This window comes from Streptomyces sp. SolWspMP-5a-2 (assembly GCF_900091845.1).
In the GTDB taxonomy this organism is placed as follows: Bacteria; Actinomycetota; Actinomycetes; order Streptomycetales; family Streptomycetaceae; genus Streptomyces; species Streptomyces doudnae.
Genome location: NZ_FMCI01000030.1, coordinates 19,088 through 37,014 on the forward strand (window position 1 = coordinate 19,088; position 17,927 = coordinate 37,014).

14 protein-coding genes and 1 pseudogene are annotated in these 17,927 nt (G+C 72.6%); 8 read left to right on the plus strand and 7 right to left on the minus strand.

Annotated features, from left to right (window positions below; translation table 11 throughout):
* Positions 1-84: 84 nt before the first annotated feature.
* Both GA0115242_RS01875 and GA0115242_RS01880 read left to right on the plus strand, forming a co-directional pair.
* Complete coding sequence (locus tag GA0115242_RS01875) at positions 85-1,083, plus strand: sigma-70 family RNA polymerase sigma factor (protein ID WP_093823784.1); 999 nt, start codon at positions 85-87, stop codon at positions 1,081-1,083.
* 1,071 nt (positions 1,084-2,154) lie between these two features.
* Positions 2,155-2,802, plus strand: a complete 648-nt coding sequence (locus tag GA0115242_RS01880) for a TetR/AcrR family transcriptional regulator (RefSeq protein ID WP_093823786.1) — start codon at positions 2,155-2,157, stop codon at positions 2,800-2,802.
* Between the two features lie 136 nt (positions 2,803-2,938).
* Here the strand turns inward: GA0115242_RS01880 and GA0115242_RS01885 are convergent, their stop codons facing one another.
* The gene (locus tag GA0115242_RS01885) at positions 2,939-3,895 is read right to left on the minus strand and encodes a helix-turn-helix transcriptional regulator (RefSeq protein ID WP_093823788.1); all 957 of its coding nucleotides are present in this window, start codon (positions 3,893-3,895) and stop codon (positions 2,939-2,941) included.
* A 62-nt stretch (positions 3,896-3,957) separates the two neighbouring features.
* On the opposite strand from GA0115242_RS01885, the gene GA0115242_RS01890 reads away from it, so the two are divergent.
* The 4 genes from GA0115242_RS01890 (at position 3,958) to GA0115242_RS01905 (ending at position 9,973) form a co-directional block, all read left to right on the plus strand.
* Entirely contained in the window at positions 3,958-5,625 is a 1,668-nt protein-coding gene (locus tag GA0115242_RS01890; RefSeq protein WP_370672246.1) for an MFS transporter, read from the plus strand.
* Between the two features lie 346 nt (positions 5,626-5,971).
* Positions 5,972-6,733 carry a DeoR/GlpR family DNA-binding transcription regulator gene (locus tag GA0115242_RS01895; protein WP_093823790.1) on the plus strand — a complete coding sequence of 254 codons (762 nt, stop codon included), beginning with the start codon at positions 5,972-5,974 and terminating at the stop codon, positions 6,731-6,733.
* A complete protein-coding gene (gene pfkB, locus GA0115242_RS01900; protein ID WP_093823793.1) occupies positions 6,730-7,677 on the plus strand; it encodes a 1-phosphofructokinase in 948 nt (315 codons plus the stop codon). The genes GA0115242_RS01895 and pfkB overlap by 4 nt, the downstream gene beginning before the upstream one ends.
* A 139-nt stretch (positions 7,678-7,816) precedes the next feature.
* Positions 7,817-9,973, plus strand: a complete 2,157-nt coding sequence (locus tag GA0115242_RS01905; RefSeq protein WP_093823795.1) for a PTS fructose transporter subunit IIABC — start codon at positions 7,817-7,819, stop codon at positions 9,971-9,973.
* Positions 9,974-10,243: 270 nt separating this feature from the next.
* Here the strand turns inward: GA0115242_RS01905 and GA0115242_RS01910 are convergent, their stop codons facing one another.
* Both GA0115242_RS01910 and GA0115242_RS01915 read right to left on the minus strand, forming a co-directional pair.
* Positions 10,244-10,990 (minus strand): DUF6227 family protein, encoded by a 747-nt coding sequence (locus tag GA0115242_RS01910; protein ID WP_093823797.1) that lies wholly within the window; start codon positions 10,988-10,990, stop codon positions 10,244-10,246.
* 305 nt (positions 10,991-11,295) lie between these two features.
* Complete coding sequence (locus GA0115242_RS01915) at positions 11,296-12,519, minus strand: L,D-transpeptidase (protein WP_093823799.1); 1,224 nt, start codon at positions 12,517-12,519, stop codon at positions 11,296-11,298.
* Positions 12,520-12,732: 213 nt separating this feature from the next.
* Between GA0115242_RS01915 and GA0115242_RS01920 the strand changes: the two are divergent.
* A pseudogene (locus tag GA0115242_RS01920) lies at positions 12,733-13,683 on the plus strand (IS110 family transposase); the annotation flags it as partial.
* Here the strand turns inward: GA0115242_RS01920 and GA0115242_RS01925 are convergent.
* The 3 genes from GA0115242_RS01925 to GA0115242_RS01935 form a co-directional block, all read right to left on the minus strand.
* Positions 13,676-14,161: a hypothetical protein gene (locus tag GA0115242_RS01925; protein WP_176729720.1), complete on the minus strand. Its 486-nt coding sequence runs from the start codon at positions 14,159-14,161 to the stop codon at positions 13,676-13,678. The pseudogene GA0115242_RS01920 and the gene GA0115242_RS01925 overlap by 8 nt on opposite strands.
* 126 nt (positions 14,162-14,287) lie before the next feature.
* On the minus strand, positions 14,288-15,316 hold the full coding sequence (locus GA0115242_RS01930; protein WP_093823804.1) for a P1 family peptidase: 1,029 nt from the start codon (positions 15,314-15,316) through the stop codon (positions 14,288-14,290).
* Positions 15,317-15,404: 88 nt separating this feature from the next.
* Complete coding sequence (locus tag GA0115242_RS01935) at positions 15,405-16,643, minus strand: low temperature requirement protein A (protein ID WP_093823806.1); 1,239 nt, start codon at positions 16,641-16,643, stop codon at positions 15,405-15,407.
* Between the two features lie 53 nt (positions 16,644-16,696).
* Between GA0115242_RS01935 and GA0115242_RS01940 the strand changes: the two genes are divergently transcribed.
* A complete protein-coding gene (locus tag GA0115242_RS01940; RefSeq protein ID WP_093823807.1) occupies positions 16,697-16,885 on the plus strand; it encodes a hypothetical protein in 189 nt (62 codons plus the stop codon).
* Between the two features lie 253 nt (positions 16,886-17,138).
* Here the strand turns inward: GA0115242_RS01940 and mscL are convergent, their stop codons facing one another.
* Positions 17,139-17,621 (minus strand): large conductance mechanosensitive channel protein MscL, encoded by a 483-nt coding sequence (gene mscL, locus GA0115242_RS01945; protein WP_093823809.1) that lies wholly within the window; start codon positions 17,619-17,621, stop codon positions 17,139-17,141.
* Positions 17,622-17,927: the final 306 nt, after the last annotated feature.

The following is a 17,927-nucleotide window of genomic DNA, read 5'->3' on the forward strand; positions in this document are numbered from 1 at the left end:
GAGAAGGTGCCGACGGGTACTCGACGGTGAGTGCCCGGGTGTCTGAAGGACCACCCGCCAGCCCACCATCGCAAGGGAGCTCGCATGGCAACCCGTGCCGTCGCCCGTCGTCAGTCCGCCACCGGCGAGACGGCCGACGCGGCAAGCAGTGTCCGCGCCCGCGCCGGCGAGATCGCCGACCGTGACCTGGTCGGCATGTACCTCGACGAGATCGCGCGCACGCCGCTGCTCGACGCCGCCAAGGAGGTCGAGCTGTCGCAGATGATCGAGGCGGGTGTGTTCGCGCGACAGGTGCTCGAAGGGTCCGAGGAGTCACGGGCCACCGTCACCCGCGAGGAGCTGGACGCCCTGATCGCCGACGGCGAGCGGGCCAAGGACATCTTCATCCGCTCCAACCTCCGTCTGGTCGTCGCGGTCGCCCGCCGCTACCCGCGCAGCGGTCTGCCGCTGCTCGACCTGGTCCAGGAGGGCAACGCGGGCCTGGTCCGCGCGGTGGAGAAGTTCGACTACCGCAAGGGCTTCAAGTTCTCCACGTACGCGACCTGGTGGATCCGCCAGGCGATCACCCGCTCGATAGCCGACCAGTCCCGCACCATCCGCCTCCCCGTCCACCTGGTGGAGGAGCTGGGCCGCATCCGCCGTGTGCAGCGCGAGTTCAACCGCGAGCACGGGCGCGACCCGGAGCCGACCGAGGTGGCGGCCGAGCTGGGCTCGACCCCCGAGCGCGTCGTCGACGTCCTCGACTGGGCGCGCGACCCGGTCTCGCTGAACATGGCCGTGGACGACCAGGGCGAGACGCAGTTCGGCGACCTCCTGGAGGACACGTCGGCGGTCTCCCCTGAGCAGTCCGTGCTGACCCTGCTGCGCAGCGAGGAGCTGGACGACCTCATCGGCCGCCTCGACCCGCGCACGGCGTCCATCATCAAGATGCGGTACGGCATCGACGACGGCCGCGAGCGCACGCTGACCGAGGTCGGCAAGGAGCACGGGCTGACCCGCGAGCGGATCCGGCAGATCGAGAAGCACGCGCTGCTCGAACTGAAGAAGCTGGCCCGCGACACGGGCTTCGAGGCCGCGGCCTGACACGGCGCCGCGGGCACGCGGGCACGCGAGGGCGCGGTAGGCGTAGGCGTGCGGCCGTGCCGTAGGCGTGCGGCACGGCAGGGACGCGGCGCCCCGGGCGTGTGGGGGCGAGCGAGTGGGGGCGAGCCAGGTATCCGGCGCCTCGGGCACGCGGAGGTCAGCCGGGCATGCGGTGCCTCGGGCACGCGGAGGCCAGCCGGGCACGCGGTGCCTCGGGCGCGCGGGTGCGGGCATGTGGTGCGGCCGGTACGCGGGGCAGGCATGTGGTGCGGCCGGGCGGGCAGACGGGGCTGAGGCACCGGCGGTCCCGGGCATCCCCGGAGTCCCTGGCGCACCGGCGGCCGGTGGCCGGGAACGTACGGCCGCGGCGACGGACGGAGGGGGAGAGAGCATGATGGAGCACCCCGCGGGGCACGCTGCGGGCCCGGTGCGTACGCCGGGTGGCGAAAGACCGCGCAAACATGGCTCTGAGTCGTCGCTTCAAGTGTTCGACTCGCGGGAAACAAGACAGCAGGGCCCGAGCGTTCGGACCGTCCCGGACGCGGGACCCGTCCCGGGGGAGTGCACCGCCCCGGGAGATCGGATCGCGCAGCACCGGTCGGACAGACCGCACTGACCCGGGGTCACCCACCCCACCGCACCGGGCCCGGCGACATCGCGAGGGCCCTCCCGAACCACGCGTCCCGACGCACATCCCCCCCGGCGCCGGGACCTTCCCAGAGCCGGGCTCCGGCGACCCTCCCCCCGGGTCCCGGGGCCCGGCTCTCTTCGTGCGCGGACCCGCGCAGGGCACCGTCACGCCAGGTCAGGGGTGCGGGGAACGGCCGCGGGACGGCGTCACGACGGTGTCCGGAGCGTGGACGGCGGGGCACCCCGGACCTGAACCCCGGGGTGGCCCGCCGGATGGCAGATTGTGTCACATGGGCATAGCCTGCCGACGTGAGCAGCCCCACCCCGGCACCGAATCCCCACCCGTCCCACCCAGCCCAGCCGTCCGGGCCGCCGTCCGCGGCCCCCTCGGTACCGGTGCCGCCGGGCTCGCTGACCGAACGACGCAAAGCCGCCACCCGGATGGAGATCGCCCGCGCCGCCGCCGGACTCTTCGTGCGCCAGGGGCTGCGCGCCACCCGCGCCGAGGACATCGCACGGGCCGCCGGGATCGCGCCGCGCACCTTCTACCGCTACTTCGCGACCAAGGAGGAGGCCGTCGCCCCGCTCTACGCGGCGGGCGCCGAGCGGTGGGCGGAGGCGGTCCGCACGGCCCCCGCGGAGCTGACCGTCCCGCAGGCGCTCGCGCACGCCGTGCGCTACACCTTCACCCCGGGCGAGGGCGTCTCGGTGGCCTCCTGGCAGCTCGTGCGCACCCTGATCCGGCTGACCGACACCAGCCCCGCGCTGGCCCGGGTCTGGGCCGAGGTCTGCCTGGAGGCGGAGGAACGCCTGGTCGGCGTGCTGGCGCTGCGCTGGGGGAGCGCGGGGGAGGACGGCGACGGCGTCGGCGACAGTGCCGGCGTCGGCGCGCCCGGTGGCGGCGAGCTGCGGTTCGCGGCCGCGGTCGCCGGAGCGGTCGTGCGGGTCGCGGTGGAGAGCTGGGCGGCCGACGAGTCACCCGCCTCCGGGGCGTCCGGCCCGGCGGCGGCGGCCCTGCGCAACCTGGAGTCGCTCGGCGGGTTCGGGTGGGGCGGGGGGCGAGGGGACACCGGCGCGACGGGGGACTGAGGGAGGGGACCGATTCCCTGCCTTCTCCGCTGTCCCCGGCGCCTCCCTCGTCCTCGGGCGCCTCCTTCACCCCCGGCGCCTCCCTCGCCTCGGGCGTCTCCCACGCCCCGGCGTCGTCGGGCATCGTCGGTCGTCGTCAGGCGTCCGGGGTCGCTCTTGTCAGGCGGCCTGCCAACTCCCTTACCGCCTGCCTCAGTTGATCCGGTTCCTGGATCGTGAACTCGTGTCCGAGCATGGCGAGCTTCACCGCGAGCCAGTGCGGGGCGTCGTCGGTCGTGGCGCGGACCCGGCAGCGGTCCGCGCCGACCGGCTCGGGGGTGCCGAGCCACCCCGGGAGCCGGTCCGCGGGCGCCTCGAACGTGACCTCGTACGCGTAGGACGCGCGGCGGCCCCGCATCGAGCGCCGCAGGAACTCCGCCGCGCTGCCCGTCGGCAGCTCACGGGGGGTGAAGCGGGCGCCGGTGGCGAAGGGGTCGCTGACCCGGTCGACGCGGAAGGTGCGCCAGTCGTCGCGGTCGAGGTCGTACGCGACGAGGTACCAGCGGCGCCCGGTCGACACCAGCCGGTACGGCTCCGTCACCCGGTGCGTCGCGGTGCCGTCCCCGGCCCGGTAGGCGAACCGCAGCCGCTCGTGCCCGGCGATCGTCGACGCCATGACGGTGAGCGTCTCGGGGGAGATGCTCGCGCCGTCCCCGCTGGTCAGCGGCGTCGTCGCGGCCTGGAGGGTGGAGACGCGGTGGCGCAGCCGGGACGGCAGCACCTGCTCCAGCTTGGCGAGGGCGCGCACCGACGCCTCGTCGACGCCCTCCAGCGCGTGCCCGGCACCCGCCCGCAGGCCGACCGCGATGGCCACCGCCTCCTCGTCGTCCAGGACGAGCGGCGGCATCGCCTTGCCCGCGACGAGCCGGTAGCCGCCGTCGGACCCCTTGGACGCCTGCACGGGGTAGCCCAGCTCGCGCAGCCGGTCGATGTCGCGGCGGACGGTGCGCCGGGAGACGCCGAGCCGGTCCGCCAGCTCGCCGCCCGGCCATTCGCGGGGCGTCTGCAGCAGCGAGAGGAGGTGCAGGAGCCGCGCCGGAGTGTCGGTCGTCATACTCTCGAGGATGCCTCGGATCTAGGACACTATCTGACCTAAGAGGGCCCTAGGTTCGGGGCATGACTTCACCAGAGACCTCTGCGGAGACGGTCGCCGCACCGGTCACCCCGCCCGCCGGACCGTCCGCCGGACCGTCCGCCGGTGGCACAGACCGGCGGCGCTGGTTCGCCCTCGCGATCGTGATGACGGCCGCGTTCATGGACCTCGTCGACGTCACCATCGTCAACATCGCCATCCCGTCGATCGAACGCGACACCGGCGCCACCTTCAGCCAGATCCAGTGGATAACCGCCGGCTACGCGCTCGCCTTCGCCGCCGGACTGATCACCGGTGGCCGCCTCGGCGACATCCACGGCCGCAAGCGGCTGTTCCTGCTCGGCATCGGCGGCTTCACCGTCGCCTCCGCGCTCTGCGGGTTCGCCGCGAACCCGGAGATGCTGGTCGCCTCGCGGATCCTCCAGGGCGGCATGGCGGCGATGATGGTCCCGCAGGTCCTGTCGATCGTGCACGCCACCTTCCCGGCCCATGAGCGCGGCAAGGTCTTCGGGCTGTTCGGCGCGATCGTCGGCCTGGGCGCGGTCTCCGGGCCGCTGCTCGGCGCGCTGCTGACGGAGTGGAACCTCTTCGGCCTCGAATGGCGCCCGATCTTCCTGATCAACCTGCCGGTCGGCGTCGTCGGCCTCCTCCTCGGCAGCCGCTTCATCACCGAGTCGAAGGCGCCCCGCGCCCTCCGCCTCGACCTGGTCGGCGTCGCGCTGGTCACCCTCGGGCTGCTGATGCTGCTCTACCCGCTGACCCGCGGCGAGGAACTGGACTGGCCGCTCTGGGGGTTCGCGTCCATGGCGGGCGCGCTCGGCGTCTTCGCGGTGCTGGTGGCCTACGAGCGGCGCAAGGCGGCCCGGGACGGCTCCCCGCTGATCGAACTCTCCCTCTTCAAGGTCAAGAGCTTCGCGGCGGGCATCGCCGTCCAGACCGTCTTCGGCATCGGGCTCGGCATCTTCTTCCTGGTGTGGACGCTGTACATGCAGATCGGCCTCGGCTGGAGCGCGCTGCGCGCCGGTCTGACCGGCGTGCCGTTCTCGCTCGCCGTCTCCACGGCCGCCGCGCTGTCCGTGCAGAAGCTGGTGCCGCGCTTCGGACGGGGCGTGCTCCAGGCGGGCGCGCTGCTGATGGGCCTCGGCGTGCTGCTCTACCTCTGGGAGGCCGGTCACTACGGGCTCGCCATCGCCTCCTGGCAGATGGCGCTGCCGCTGGTCGTGATGGGCGTCGGCATGGGTCTGATCGTCGCGCCGCTGACGGACGCCGTCCTGTCGGGCGTCCCGCGCGAGCACTCCGGGTCCGCCTCGGGACTCATCAACACCGTGCAGCAGATGGGCAACGCGCTCGGACTCGGCCTGGTCTCCGTGGTCTTCTTCGGCCAGATCGGCGACCGGCTGACCCCGGCCCAGGTGGGACCGGCCTTCGTGGACGCCTTCCAGAACGCGCTGGGCTGGGTCGCCGTGGTGCTGGCCGCCATCTTCGTCCTGATGTTCGCCCTCCCGAAGCGCCCGGCCCAGCACCTCGAAGGGGCGGACGGCGAGGAGGACGGCCCGGGTGACGCGGACGGCACGGGCGGCGCAGGTGACGTCGAGGGCGCGCGCGGTGCGGGGGACGCGGGCGCCGGTGCGGAGCCGGCGGAGCCGGCGGAGTCGGCGGAGTCCGCGGGGACGGTCGGCGTGTCCGTCTGACACCCCGGGTCTCCTGACACTCCGGGTCTCCGGGGGTCCGGGATCTCCCGACACCCCGGGTCTCCGGGGAACCCGGCCTCCGGGGGGCTTGCCCCGGTCCTCCGCCCTCTCTCGGTCTCGAAGGCCGTGATCGCCACCGTGTCGACGACCTCGGCGGTGGCGATCACGGCCTTCCGCGTTCCGTGCCGCCTTCCCCCACCCCGCTGCCGCTCCCGATGCCCGTTTGTGTCCGTCTGGCATCCGAACCCGTTTACTTTTTGGAAATCTCTGCGTAGCCTCCCGACTGAAACCACACGTTCGGGCATCGAACGGGAACGGTCGGACATCCAGTCGGAGGCAGGTGGACATGTACGCACCGGAGCGGCAGCAGGAGATCCTGCGGCTCGCCCGCGACGGCGGCCGGGTGGACGTGGTGTCGCTGGCCGAGGAGTTCCAGGTCACCGCGGAGACCATCCGCCGCGACCTCAAGGCCCTCGACCGCGCCGGACTGGTGCGCCGGGTGCACGGCGGCGCCATCCCGTCGGGCAGCCTCGGCTTCGAGCCCGACCTCACCGAGCGCGAGGGCACCGCCGCCGACGAGAAGGACCGCGTCGCCAGGGCCGCCGTCGCCGAACTCCCCACCGACGGCACCCTCATCCTCGACGCCGGGACGACGGTGGCCCGGCTGGCCGCCGCCATCCCGCTGGAGTCCTCCCTCACCGTCGTCACCCACAGCCTCCCCATCGCCGCCCGCCTCGCCGACCACCCCGGCATCCAGCTCCACCTGGTCGGCGGCCGGGTACGGCACCGCACCCGGGCCGCCGTCGACGCCTGGGCACTGCGCGCCTACGGCGAGATCCGGGCCGACGTCCTCTTCGTCGCCGCCAACGGCTTCTCCGCCGAGCACGGCCTCACCACCCCCGACCTCGCCGAGGCCGCCGTCAAGACCGCCGCGATGGCCGCCGCCCGGCGCGTGGTGCTGCTCGCCGACTCCGGCAAGCACGGCCAGGAGCACTTCGCCCGCTTCGGCGCCCTGGACGACGTGGACCTGCTCATCACCGACAGCGGGCTGAGCCCGGACGACGCCGCCGTCATCGAGCGCGGGGGCACGGAAGTGGTACGCGCATGATCCTCACCGTCACCCCCAACCCGTCCCTCGACCGCACCTACGAGCTGCCCTCGCTGGAGCGCGGCGAGGTCATCCGCGCCACCGGCGAACGCATGGACCCCGGCGGCAAGGGCGTCAACGTCTCCCGCGCCGTCAACGCGGCCGGACGGCGCACGGTCGCCGTCCTGCCCCTCGGTGGTGCGCCGGGCGCGCTCGTCGCCGATCTGCTCGACACCCAGGGCATCGAGGTCGCCCCCGTGCCGGTGACCGGAGCGACCCGCTCCAACATCGCCCTGGCCGAGGCGGACGGCGTCCTCACCAAGATCAACGCGCCCGGTCCCGAACTGAGCCCCGCCGAACAGGAACTCCTCCTGGAGACCGTCCGCGCCCACTCCCGCGACGCCGACTGGATCGCCTGCTGCGGCAGCCTCCCCCGGGGGCTCGCACCGGCCTGGTACGCCGACGTCGTCGCGCGGGCGCACGCGGGCGGCGCGCGGATCGCCCTGGACACCTCCGGGCGCGCGCTCCTCGAAGCGCTGCGCGAGCGGCCCGACGTGGTCAAGCCCAACGCCGAGGAGCTGGCGGAGGCCGTCGGACGTCCGCTCACGACCGTCGGTGACGCCGTCAAGGCCGCGGAGGAGCTGCGCGGGATGGGCGCCCGCGCCGTCCTGGCCAGCCTGGGCGCCGACGGCCAGCTCCTCGTCGACGACGCGGGCGCCTGGTTCGGCAGCGCCCGCGTGGACACCGTCCGCAGCAACGTCGGCGCCGGTGACTCCTCCCTCGCCGGTTTCCTGATCGCCGGGGGCAGCGGGCCCGACGCCCTCGCCTCCGCCGTCGCCCACGGCGCGGCCGCCGTCCAGCTCCCGGGCAGCGTCATGCCGACCCCGGCCGACCTGGACCCGGCGGCGGTGACGGTCACCTCGGCCGTCCCCCTCGACCGCGCCCTGACGGAACCGGCGCCATGAACCACCGCCCCCCGACCGCCCCGGTCCCGACCGCCCCGGTCCCGACCGGCCCGATCCTGCCCCCCGTCCCCGTCCCCGTCCCCGTCCCTGCCCCCGCCCACCACATCCCCCGGGCGATACGCGTGCGAAGGAGCCCGCGATGAGCGAGATGATCACCGCGGACCTGGTCGATCTCGACCTGTCCGCCGAGACCAAGGAAGCGGCGGCACGCGCCCTCGCCGAACGCATGGTGGCCGAGGGGAGGGTGACCGACCTCGACGGATTCCTCGCCGACGTCGCCGCCCGCGAGGCCCAGATGCCCACCGGCCTCGACGGCGGCATCGGCATCCCGCACTGCCGCAGCGCGCACGTCACCGAGCCGACCCTCGCCTTCGGCCGCAGCGCCGCGGGCATCGACTTCGGCGCCCCGGACGGCCCCGCCGACCTGATCTTCCTGATCGCGGCCCCGGCGGGCGCCGACGACGCCCACCTCACCATCCTGTCCTCGCTCGCCCGCCAGCTCATGAACACCACGTTCACGGACGCCCTGCGGGCGGCACCGGACGCGCGGACGGCGGCCGCCCTGATCCGCGGCGACGCGGACGGCACGGACACCGGCGCCGCGGGAAGTGCGGGAGCATCCGGGGCCGCCGAGGGCGCCGGGAGCGCCGACGGTGCCTCCGAGAACACCGCTGCGTCGCCGGGGGCGGCCTCCGTCGGCGCCGCAGCGGGCAGTACGACGGCGCCTTCCACCGCGTCGGCAACGCCTTCCACCGCGTCGGCAACGGCCTCCTCCGCCGACGCGGGGGGCTCCCCGGAGCGCCCCTTCCGGATCGTCGCCGTCACCTCCTGCCCCACCGGCATCGCCCACACCTACATGGCGGCCGAGTCCCTGGAGAACGCCGGACGGGACGCGGGCGTCGAGGTCGTCGTCGAGCCCCAGGGCTCGGCCGGGTTCACCCGGCTCGACCCGGCCGTCATCGCGGCCGCCGACGGCGTGATCTTCGCCCACGACGTGCCGGTGCGCGAGAAGGACCGGTTCGCAGGGAAGCCCACCGTCGACGTCGGCGTGAAGGCCGGGATCAACCGCCCCGGCGCCCTCATCGCCGAGGTCCGCGAGAAGGCCGCACGCGGTGAGACGACGTCCGGCACCGCCACCGCCCCGGTGGAGCGCTCCGGCGACGCCACCGAGGGCTACGGCACCAAGCTGCGCAAGTGGCTGATGTCCGGCGTGAGTTACATGGTCCCCTTCGTCGCCGCCGGCGGTCTGCTGATCGCCCTCGGCTTCGCGATCGGCGGCTACAAGATCAACAAGGCGCCGTCGGTCATGGACCACTTCCTGTGGACGCAGGCCGACAGCTGGGCCGCGCTGCTCTTCCAGATCGGCGGTGTCGCCTTCGCCTTCCTGGTGCCGGTGCTGGCCGGATACATCGCCTACGGCATGGCGGACCGGCCCGGACTCGTCCCCGGCTTCGTCGGCGGCTCCATCTCCCTCACCATCAACGCGGGCTTCCTCGGCGGCCTCGCGGCCGGTCTGATCGCCGGTGGCGTCGTGATGGCCATCCAGAAGGTCACCATCCCGGCGGCACTGCGCGGCATCATGCCGGTGGTGGTGATCCCGCTGATCTCCTCGGCGATCGTCGGATTCCTGATGTTCGTCGTCATCGGCAAGCCCATCGCCTCCGCCCAGAAGGCGATGACCGACTGGCTCAACGGCCTCACCGGCTCCAACGCCATCCTGCTCGGCGCGCTCCTCGGCCTGATGATGTGCTTCGACCTCGGCGGGCCCGTCAACAAGGTCGCGTACACCTTCGCCACCGCCGGAATCGCCGTCTCCGACCCGAGCGACTCCGCGATGAAGATCATGGCCGCGGTCATGGCGGCCGGCATGGTCCCGCCGCTCGCGATGGCGCTGGCCACGACCGTCCGGGGCAAGCTGTTCAACGCCACCGAGCGCGAGAACGGCAAGGCCGCCTGGGTGCTGGGCGCCTCCTTCATCTCGGAGGGCGCCATCCCCTTCGCGGCGGCCGACCCGCTGCGCGTGATCCCGTCGTCGATGGTCGGAGGCGCCATCACCGGCGCCCTGTCGATGGCCTTCGGCGCCACCCTGCGCGCCCCGCACGGCGGCATCTTCGTGGTGCCGCTGATCGGCAACCCGTTCCTCTACCTGGTCGCCGTCGCGGCGGGCGTGTGCGTGACGGCCGCCCTGGTCGTCGTCCTCAAGAGCACCCGCAGGCAGGCACCGGGCGGCACTCCGGACGGCACGGACGGTACGGGCGGCACGCCCTCGGAGACGAGGCAGCCGGTCGCCGCGTGACGGCGTGAACGGGACAGCAGGACAGCAGCAGTAGAACCTCATCGCGGTCCGGGACCCCCGTCCCGGACCGTGGTGTTTCCCGAGCCGCGGTGCTTCCTGGACTGCGGCGCTGCGCGGCCCGGGGTGCTTCCTGGGCCGCGGTGCTCTGCGGATCGGGGTGCTGCGCCGGACCGCGGTGCTCCCGGCCCCGGAAGACCGCTTCCCGGTACCGAAAGACCGCTTCCCGGTACCGAAAGACCGCTCCCCGGGGTCGGACGTCCGCCTCCGGGGTCAGAAGACCTGCGTGGCCCGGCGTTCCATCGCGTCCCGGGCCGCCTCCTCGGTGACGTACACCTCGCACATGTGCCGCCCGTCGGGCGTCGCCGTGTGCTCGACCTCCCACAGGGAGATCTCCGTGCCGTCGTCCAGCAGGAACGCGTGCTCGTAGAGCGAGAAACATAAGCCCGCGCGGCCCGCCCGGCACGAGCGCCCGAAAGCCTGCGTGATCTGGTGCGCGAACGCCTTCGTCAGCAGCGCGGCCGTCTCCGCGCCCGGCCGGTCGCCGTTCTCCGCCCGGCGCAGCAGCCGCCGCGCGTGGTCCGCCGAGTCGTCCGGCACATAGGTGTGACGGGGCTCGGGGATCGGCGACAGATGCACCGTCACCGGCAGTTCGAAATCCGGGGCGTCCGGCGGCAGCGGCAGCCGCGCGGTCGCGGTGCGCAACTCCTCCTCGTCGACGTACACCTCGTGCTGCGCCTCGTGACCCGGCGCCGTGTCGTGCACCAGCTCCCAGAGGGTCAGCGCGGCACCGTCGGCCAGCAGCCAGGTGTGCCGGTACGTCTCACGGTGCCGACCCGCGCTGTGGTGCGCGGAGTGCAGCGAACTGTCGTGCGCCAGCGCGCAGTCCAGCCGCCGTATCGTCTCGTCGGGCAGTTCGAATGAGTTCAGCGCACGGCCGAGCAGTCGCGCGAGGTGCTCCTCCGGAGACTCGGGCGACTCGGGTGGTTCGTGCGCTGCCGTCTCGTACGGAACGCTCAAGGTTTCTCCCGGCGTTGCTGCATGTCACCTTGTGGGTGCATACCGTAGCCCCTCGGTCGGACATCATGTCCGGGAACCGAGAAAACGTACGCCCGGAAAACGCCCGGACCGCGCGGGAAGTTCCCGCGCGGTCCGGCGATCCGTCAAAAAACCCTGCTCAAAGCTCCCTCGGGACGGTCATGTGACGGTCAAGCGCCCCTCAAACCGCGCCGCCCGCGGGGTCGTGCGGGAGCCGTCCCGCTGTCGTTTCCGCCCGCCGATCCGTGCCGGTTCGTCCGGCCGCGGCGCTGTCACGCCGCCGACGATCAGACGGCGCTGCCCGCGACCCACTCGCTCCACGCCATGTTCCACCCGTTGAGGCCGTTGTCCGGCGACACCGTCTTGTCGGGGGAGTTCTTGACGATCACCACGTCCCCGACGAGGGAGTTGTCGAAGAACCAGTGCGCGGGCGTGTCACCCTGCGCCCCCTGCGCGTCGGCGAGCCCGACGCAGCCGTGGCTCGTGCCCTCCCGGCCGAACGGCGGATTGCCCTTGTTGTACCAGTAGTTGCCGTGGATGAACGTCCCCGAGGTCGTCAACCGCATCGCATCCGGCACGTCCGGTATGTCGTACTCACCGCCGAGGCCGACCGTCTGGCTGTTCATCCGCGTCTGCCGGAACTTCTCGGAGATCACCATCTGCCCGTTGTACGTGGTGTGTTGCGGGCTGCCCGACGAGATCGGGATCGACTTCAGCGTCGAACCGTCCCGGACGACCGTCATGGTCTGCGTGTTCACGTCGACCGTGGAGACCTGCGCCCGCCCGACGGTGAACGTGACCGTCTTCTTCTGCACCCCGTAGACGCCGTCCGCGCCCTCGACGCCGTCCAGGTCGATCTTCATCGTGACCTTCGAACCGGCCTTCCAGTACTCCTCGGGCCGGAAGTCGAGCCGCTGCGCCCCGAACCAGTGCCCGACCACCTTCTGGCCGCCGCTGGACGTGACCGTGATGTGCGACTGCACGTCCTTGCGGTCGGATATCGCCTTGTCGAAGGTGAACGACACCGGCATCCCCACCCCGACCGTCGTCCCCGCGTCCGGCGTGTACGTCCCGATGAAACTGTTCGCCGTGGTGACCGTCGTGAAGATGGAGTTCGCCGCCGCCGTCCGGCCCTCCGCGTCCTTCGCCGTCGCCGAGATCTGGTACTTCGTCCCGCGCTCCAACTGCTCCTCGGGCTTCCAGCTCGCGCCGTTCGCGGACATTTCCCCGGCCACGGCCTGCCCGCTCCCGGCGACCGTCATCCTCACGTCCGTCAGCTTGCCCCCGCTGACCTTCACGCCGGTCGAGTTGATCGACGCGCTCGTCGACCCGTCCTTGGCCGAGATGGCGATCGTCGCCGACGACGACTTGGACGATCCGCCGCCCTTGCCGTCGCCCTTCCCGGAGTTCGCGTTGGCGCTGCCACCGCAGGCGGTCAGGGTGAGGGCGCCGACCATCAGGGCGGCACAGGCCCCCAGTGCGCGCCGCGCTGCTATGTCCGGCGATGTCACGGGCTGCTCCAAGTTCGAGTGATGTGGGTGATCCGCTCCAGTGCGTGGGGAAAGAGGGCCGAACAACGCCGCGAGGTTGCCTCCCCCCACGGAAAAAGCCCGCACGTGACAGAACCGGGACAATCGAACAACGGGAGGGCGGGGGCGGGGTGGGGTGAGGGGTGCGGTGGGGCGGGGGGTGAGGTGAGGGAGGGCAGGGGGCGGGGGTTGGGGGTGCCGGGGCTGACGATGCGGCGGATCGCCGACCTCTACCCGGGCGAGACCAGGACCGATGCGAGAGAGGCGTTCATCATCGCGGACGCGGCCCGCGCGATGCCGCACACGCTGCGGGCGATTGAGGGCGAGGACGAGACGATCGCCGAGTTGGAGATGATCGTCGGATCCGACGACGACCTGGCCGGCGAGGCCACCCGCGTCGCCAACCGGCTGCACGGCCTGCTCACCCAGATCCACCCGTCACCGGAGCGGGTGCTGGGGCCACGGTTGCAGCACCCGGCCGTCCTCACCTTCCTGGAGCGGTTCGGCTCCCCGGCCCGGACACGCAAGGCCGGCAGGCGCCGCCTGGTCACCCTGCTGCGGCCGAAGGCACCGAGGATGGCTGAGCGTCTGGTCGAGGAGATCTTCGCCGCCCTGGAGGAGCAGACCGTTACGGCCCTGGGCACAGACGCGGCCGCACTGATCGTCCCGAGCCTTGCCACCTCGCTCACAGCCGTGCTTGACCAGCGGAAGCTTATGGCCGGGCGGATCGAGGAACTGCTGGAGACTCACCCTCTTTCGAAGGTCCTGACGTCCATGCCGGGAGTCGGCGTCAGGACCGGAGCCAGGATTCTGATCGAGGTCGGAGATGGCAGCACCTTCCCGACCGCTGGCCACCTCGCCGCCTACGCCGGACTCGCCCCGGCGACCCGGAGATCGGGCCCATCGATCAGCGGCGAACAGCCCTCCAGACGGGGAAACAAGCAGCTCAAACGGGCTTTCTTCCTCTCCGCGTTCGCCGCCCTGGGCGACCCCGCGTCCCGGGCCTACTACGACAAGAAGATCGCCCAGGGCAAGCACCACACCCAGGCCCTGCTCTGCCTCGCCAGGCGCCGGGCCGACGTGCTGTTCGCGATGCTCCGCGACGGAAGCTTCTACGAGCCGCAGCCGTCGGCCTCAGTCACGTGACCTGAGGGTCTGCGAGGAGAACGACTCGATCAGCCTCGACGTCGAAGCCGAGCACTGGATGACCGTAGTCGCCTTCCGGGTCCATCAGCACCGGTTTGCCCAACCGCCGCCCGATCTCCCGAAGGAAGCCGCAGAGCACATCAAGTCGGTCCTGGCCCTGCAACTCCCGCAGGTCAACGTCGAAGTCGACTTCGTCGTCGGCGTGGAAACGGAAGATCGCCAACACATCGGCGGTCGGCCAGACCCGCAGGTCCGGGCACTCGGCATCCGCCGGGCGGGACAGCACGGCCTCCGCCCGAGGCACTGGAAGCACCGTCTCCCCCTCGGAGTACTGGTACTTCCAGCCCTTCTCCGCGACAAGATCGAGAACCGCTTGCCAGTCCTCCATCGAGGCATTCGGGACACGCACGTCCGGCAGCGACCCCATCAAGTCCAGGTCGAAGAAGTGCTTCACGTCATCCCACAGCAGGTCGGTCACCTCGCCATGCTGCCCGGACCGCCGGCCCAATGCGCCCCCGTTTCCTTTGACCGAAGACATAGGGGCACCCTCTCTCCCCCCCCGCCCCTCCCCCCCGCTCCCTCCCTCCACCCCAGCCCCCGCCCCTCACCCCTCCCCGTAAAGCTCCCCGTAGGACGGCCATGTGCCCGACGGGGCCGTTACCGAGTGCGCCGCGTGTATCGCCCGGACTATGGCGCGGGTCACCGTGTCCGCCCCTGCCGCGAGGATCTCGTTCAGGGCGAGCGGGGAGTCGGTGCCCAGGGGCTGCCTGCCGGTGGCGAGGGCGAATATCGTGTCGCCGTCGTGCAGCAGGTGCACCGGGCGCACCGCGCGTGCGATGCCGTCGTGCGCCGTGCCCGCCAGCTTCTGCGCCTGCGCCTTCGACAGGTCGGCGTCGGTGGCGACCACCGCGAGCGTCGTGTTCAGCGGTGGGCGCCCGTCCGCCGCCGCGATCTCCGCGAGGCGGCGGCCCGCCGCTTCGTGCACCCCGGTCTCCGGGTAGCGGACCCGCCCCTGGAACAACTCCCCGTACAGGACGCCCGTCTCGGGATCGACGACCGACCCGGCCGCGTTGGCCACCACGAGCGCCGCCACCGTGATCCCCGAGTCGAGCACCGTGCTCGCCGTGCCCACCCCTCCCTTCAGCCGCCCCACCGCCGCCCCGGTGCCCGCGCCCACGCACCCTTCCGGCACCGCCGCGCCCGGCACGCTCGCCGCCGCCGCCTCGACCGCCGCCCGGCCGGTGCCCGCGTCGGGGCGGGCGGAGAAGTCGCCGCCCCGGCCCAGATCGAACACGCACGCCGCGGGCACCACCGGCACGACGTGCGCCGGGTCGGGGCCGACCCGCACCCCGCGTCCTCGCTCCTCCAGCCACGCCATCACCCCGGACGCCGCGTCGAGTCCGTAGGCGCTGCCTCCGGTCAGGACGATCGCGTCGACCCGCTCGACGAGGTTGCGCGGGTCGAGGGCGTCGGTCTCCTTGGTGCCAGGTCCGCCGCCCCGCACGTCCACGGCGGCGACCGCCCCGCCCTCCGGTGCGAGGACGACCGTGGTCCCGGTGAGCCTGCCGTCACCGGTGAGGGTCGCGTGGCCCACCCGCACCCCGATGACGTCCGTCAGCGCGTCAACTGTCATACCTCCAGTCTCGCGCGCCCGAACTCACCCCCGGGAGCACGCCCCCGGTCCCCGAGCCGCCCCCGGCCCCGCCCGCGTCTGCCGTTCCTCACCCCTGTCCGGCGGGCGGGGCGGTCGCGCCGGCCGTCCGGGCCGCGCGGGCCGTCAGTGTCGTGCCGGCCGCCACCGCCAGCGCGCAGACGGCGCCCGCCGCCGGGACGGCCCGGTCGTTCAGGAAGGTGCAGGCGATCACCAGCAACGCCGCGGTCGGCAGGACCAGTTGCTGCGCGATGCCCACCTTGTAGAAGCGGGAGTGCAGCGCCCACACCGTGAGCAGGTACAGCGCCGTCGGGAGGGTCACGGCGGCGGACGCGGCCAGCGCCGACAGGTCCGTCTTGCCGACGGCCTGCTCCACCGCGACCTCCAGGCCCGCGCCGATCGCCGCCGCCGACGCGAAGATCAGGTAGTGGCCGTATCCCCACAGGAAGGCCTGCCGGTTGGAGCGCAGATGGCCGTGGATGGGCACCACGAAGTAGATCCACCAGGCGGCGAAGACGATCAGCAGCCCACCCACCGCGATCGGCAGCAACTCGCCCAGGGCGTCGTGCTCGTCGATCCCGGACCGCACGGCCACCGTCGCCGCGGCGACGCTCTCGCCGAGCACGATGATCGTGAACAGGCCGTACCGCTCGGAGATGTGGTGCGGGTGCCAGGACGTCTGACGGTCCCGCTCCGCGAACGGCGGCACGCACATCTCCAGCACCGCCATCACCAGGAACACCCAGGCCCGCGCGTCCTCCGGCAGCACCAGCAGGCCGAGCCAGCCGACCTGGCAGAGCAGCACGCCACCGGCGTACCGCAGCGCCACCCTCCGCTCCGCGTCCCGCGTCGAGAGCGCGGCCCGCAGCCACTGCGCCACCATGGCCAGACGCATGATCGCGTAGCCGAGCCAGACGACCAGGAAGTCGTGGGCCTGGAACGCCTGGGACACTCCGGCGGCCAGCACGAGCACACCGGCGATCTGCACCAGGGTGACGACCCGGTAGAGCGTGTCGTCGTTGTCGTACGCCGACGCGAACCACGTGAAGTTCATCCACGCCCACCAGATGGCGAAGAAGATCATGGCGTAGTTGAGGATGCCCTCGCCGGTGTGGCCCTCGGCGACCGCGTGCACCAGTTGCACGCCCGCCTGCGCGATGGCCACCACGAAACACAGGTCGAAGAAGAGTTCCAGCGGGGACGCGACCCGGTGCGCCTCCTCGCGGCCGCGTGAGGTGAGGCCGCGCAGCGGGCTCCTGCCCGCCGGTGCGCCCGGGGAGGTGGGGTGGGGAGTGGAACGGGGTGTCATGACCCCAGCACAGCAGATAACGGGCACGGATGCGGCGCGCGTACCCTGGGCGCATGAGCGCCGTTCCCGACCCCGCCCCCGAGCCGCGCGAGCCGAGAGCCGCGTTGATCTTCGACGACCCGCTGGACCAGCAGTCGTCGGACGACACGGACCGCGGGTGGGGCGAGCGGCCCGCCGCCGACCGTGACAGCGCGGCCGACCTGAAGCGCTTCCTCGACGAGAAGCCGCCCCACCACATCTGAACGGGCCGCGCCGGGCCGTCCCGCCAAGGGTGAACGGACCGCGCCGGGCCGCCGCACCATATTTGATCCCGCCGTGCCGACGGGAAGCCGTCCCGGGCCGCCTGGAAGGGCCGTGCCGACGGGAAGCCGTTCCGGGCCGTCTGAGCGGGCCGCGTCGACGGGAGGCCGCGCCAGCGGTCCCCGACCCGCCCCGGTCGCGTGCGGGACCACCGGCGTGCGGACCGGTGGTCACCGTCGCGTGCGGGTGCCGCTGCTACCGGTCGCCGGGGGCCGGGCTCGCGCCGTTCCCCGTGCCCGAGGCGCGCTGGGCGATCAGCTCGTCGCGGATCTGGGTGAGCAGCTCCAGCTCGGTCACCTCCATGACCTCCTGGGTGTTCTCCTGGGCCTTCTTGCGGGCCGCCTGCCGCGCCAGGTACTTCGACATCGGCAGCACCATCAGGAAGTACACGACCGCCGCGGTGATCACGAAGCTCAGCGTGGCGCCCAGGACCGAGCCCCAGAGGATCTTGATCCCCTCGTCGCCCTTGCACGTGGACGTCAGGCAGGAGCTGTAGTCGTCGAGGTTCTGGGTGCCGATCGCCCCGACCACCGGGTTGATGATCCCCTTGACGACGGCGTTGACGATGTTGGTGAACGCGGCGCCGATGACCACGGCCACTGCCAGGTCCACGACGTTCCCGCGCATCAGGAACGCCTTGAACCCCTGCAAGACGGTGGGTTCCTTCTTCTCGCTCACCTCGGAGCCTCTCCTCACATGCACAGGTCGTAGAACAAACAGCTCCGCAACCTACGTCAGGGCTCCGCCATTCTGTCCAATTGAGTACCTCGAACGAGCGACTTGACTCGGACTTGTGCGTCCTCCGTACGACGGTGTTCAGCACAAGGTCACCGCCAGCCGCGCGCCCGCCCCCGCTCCCGCGAGGTCCACCGCCGTGGCACGCGGCACCGCGACGACGATCAGCGCTCCCGCGCCGTCCGCCGGGGCGCCTGCCGCACCGCCCGCCCAGCCCTCGTCCGCGCCGCCCGTGCCGTCCGCGCCGCC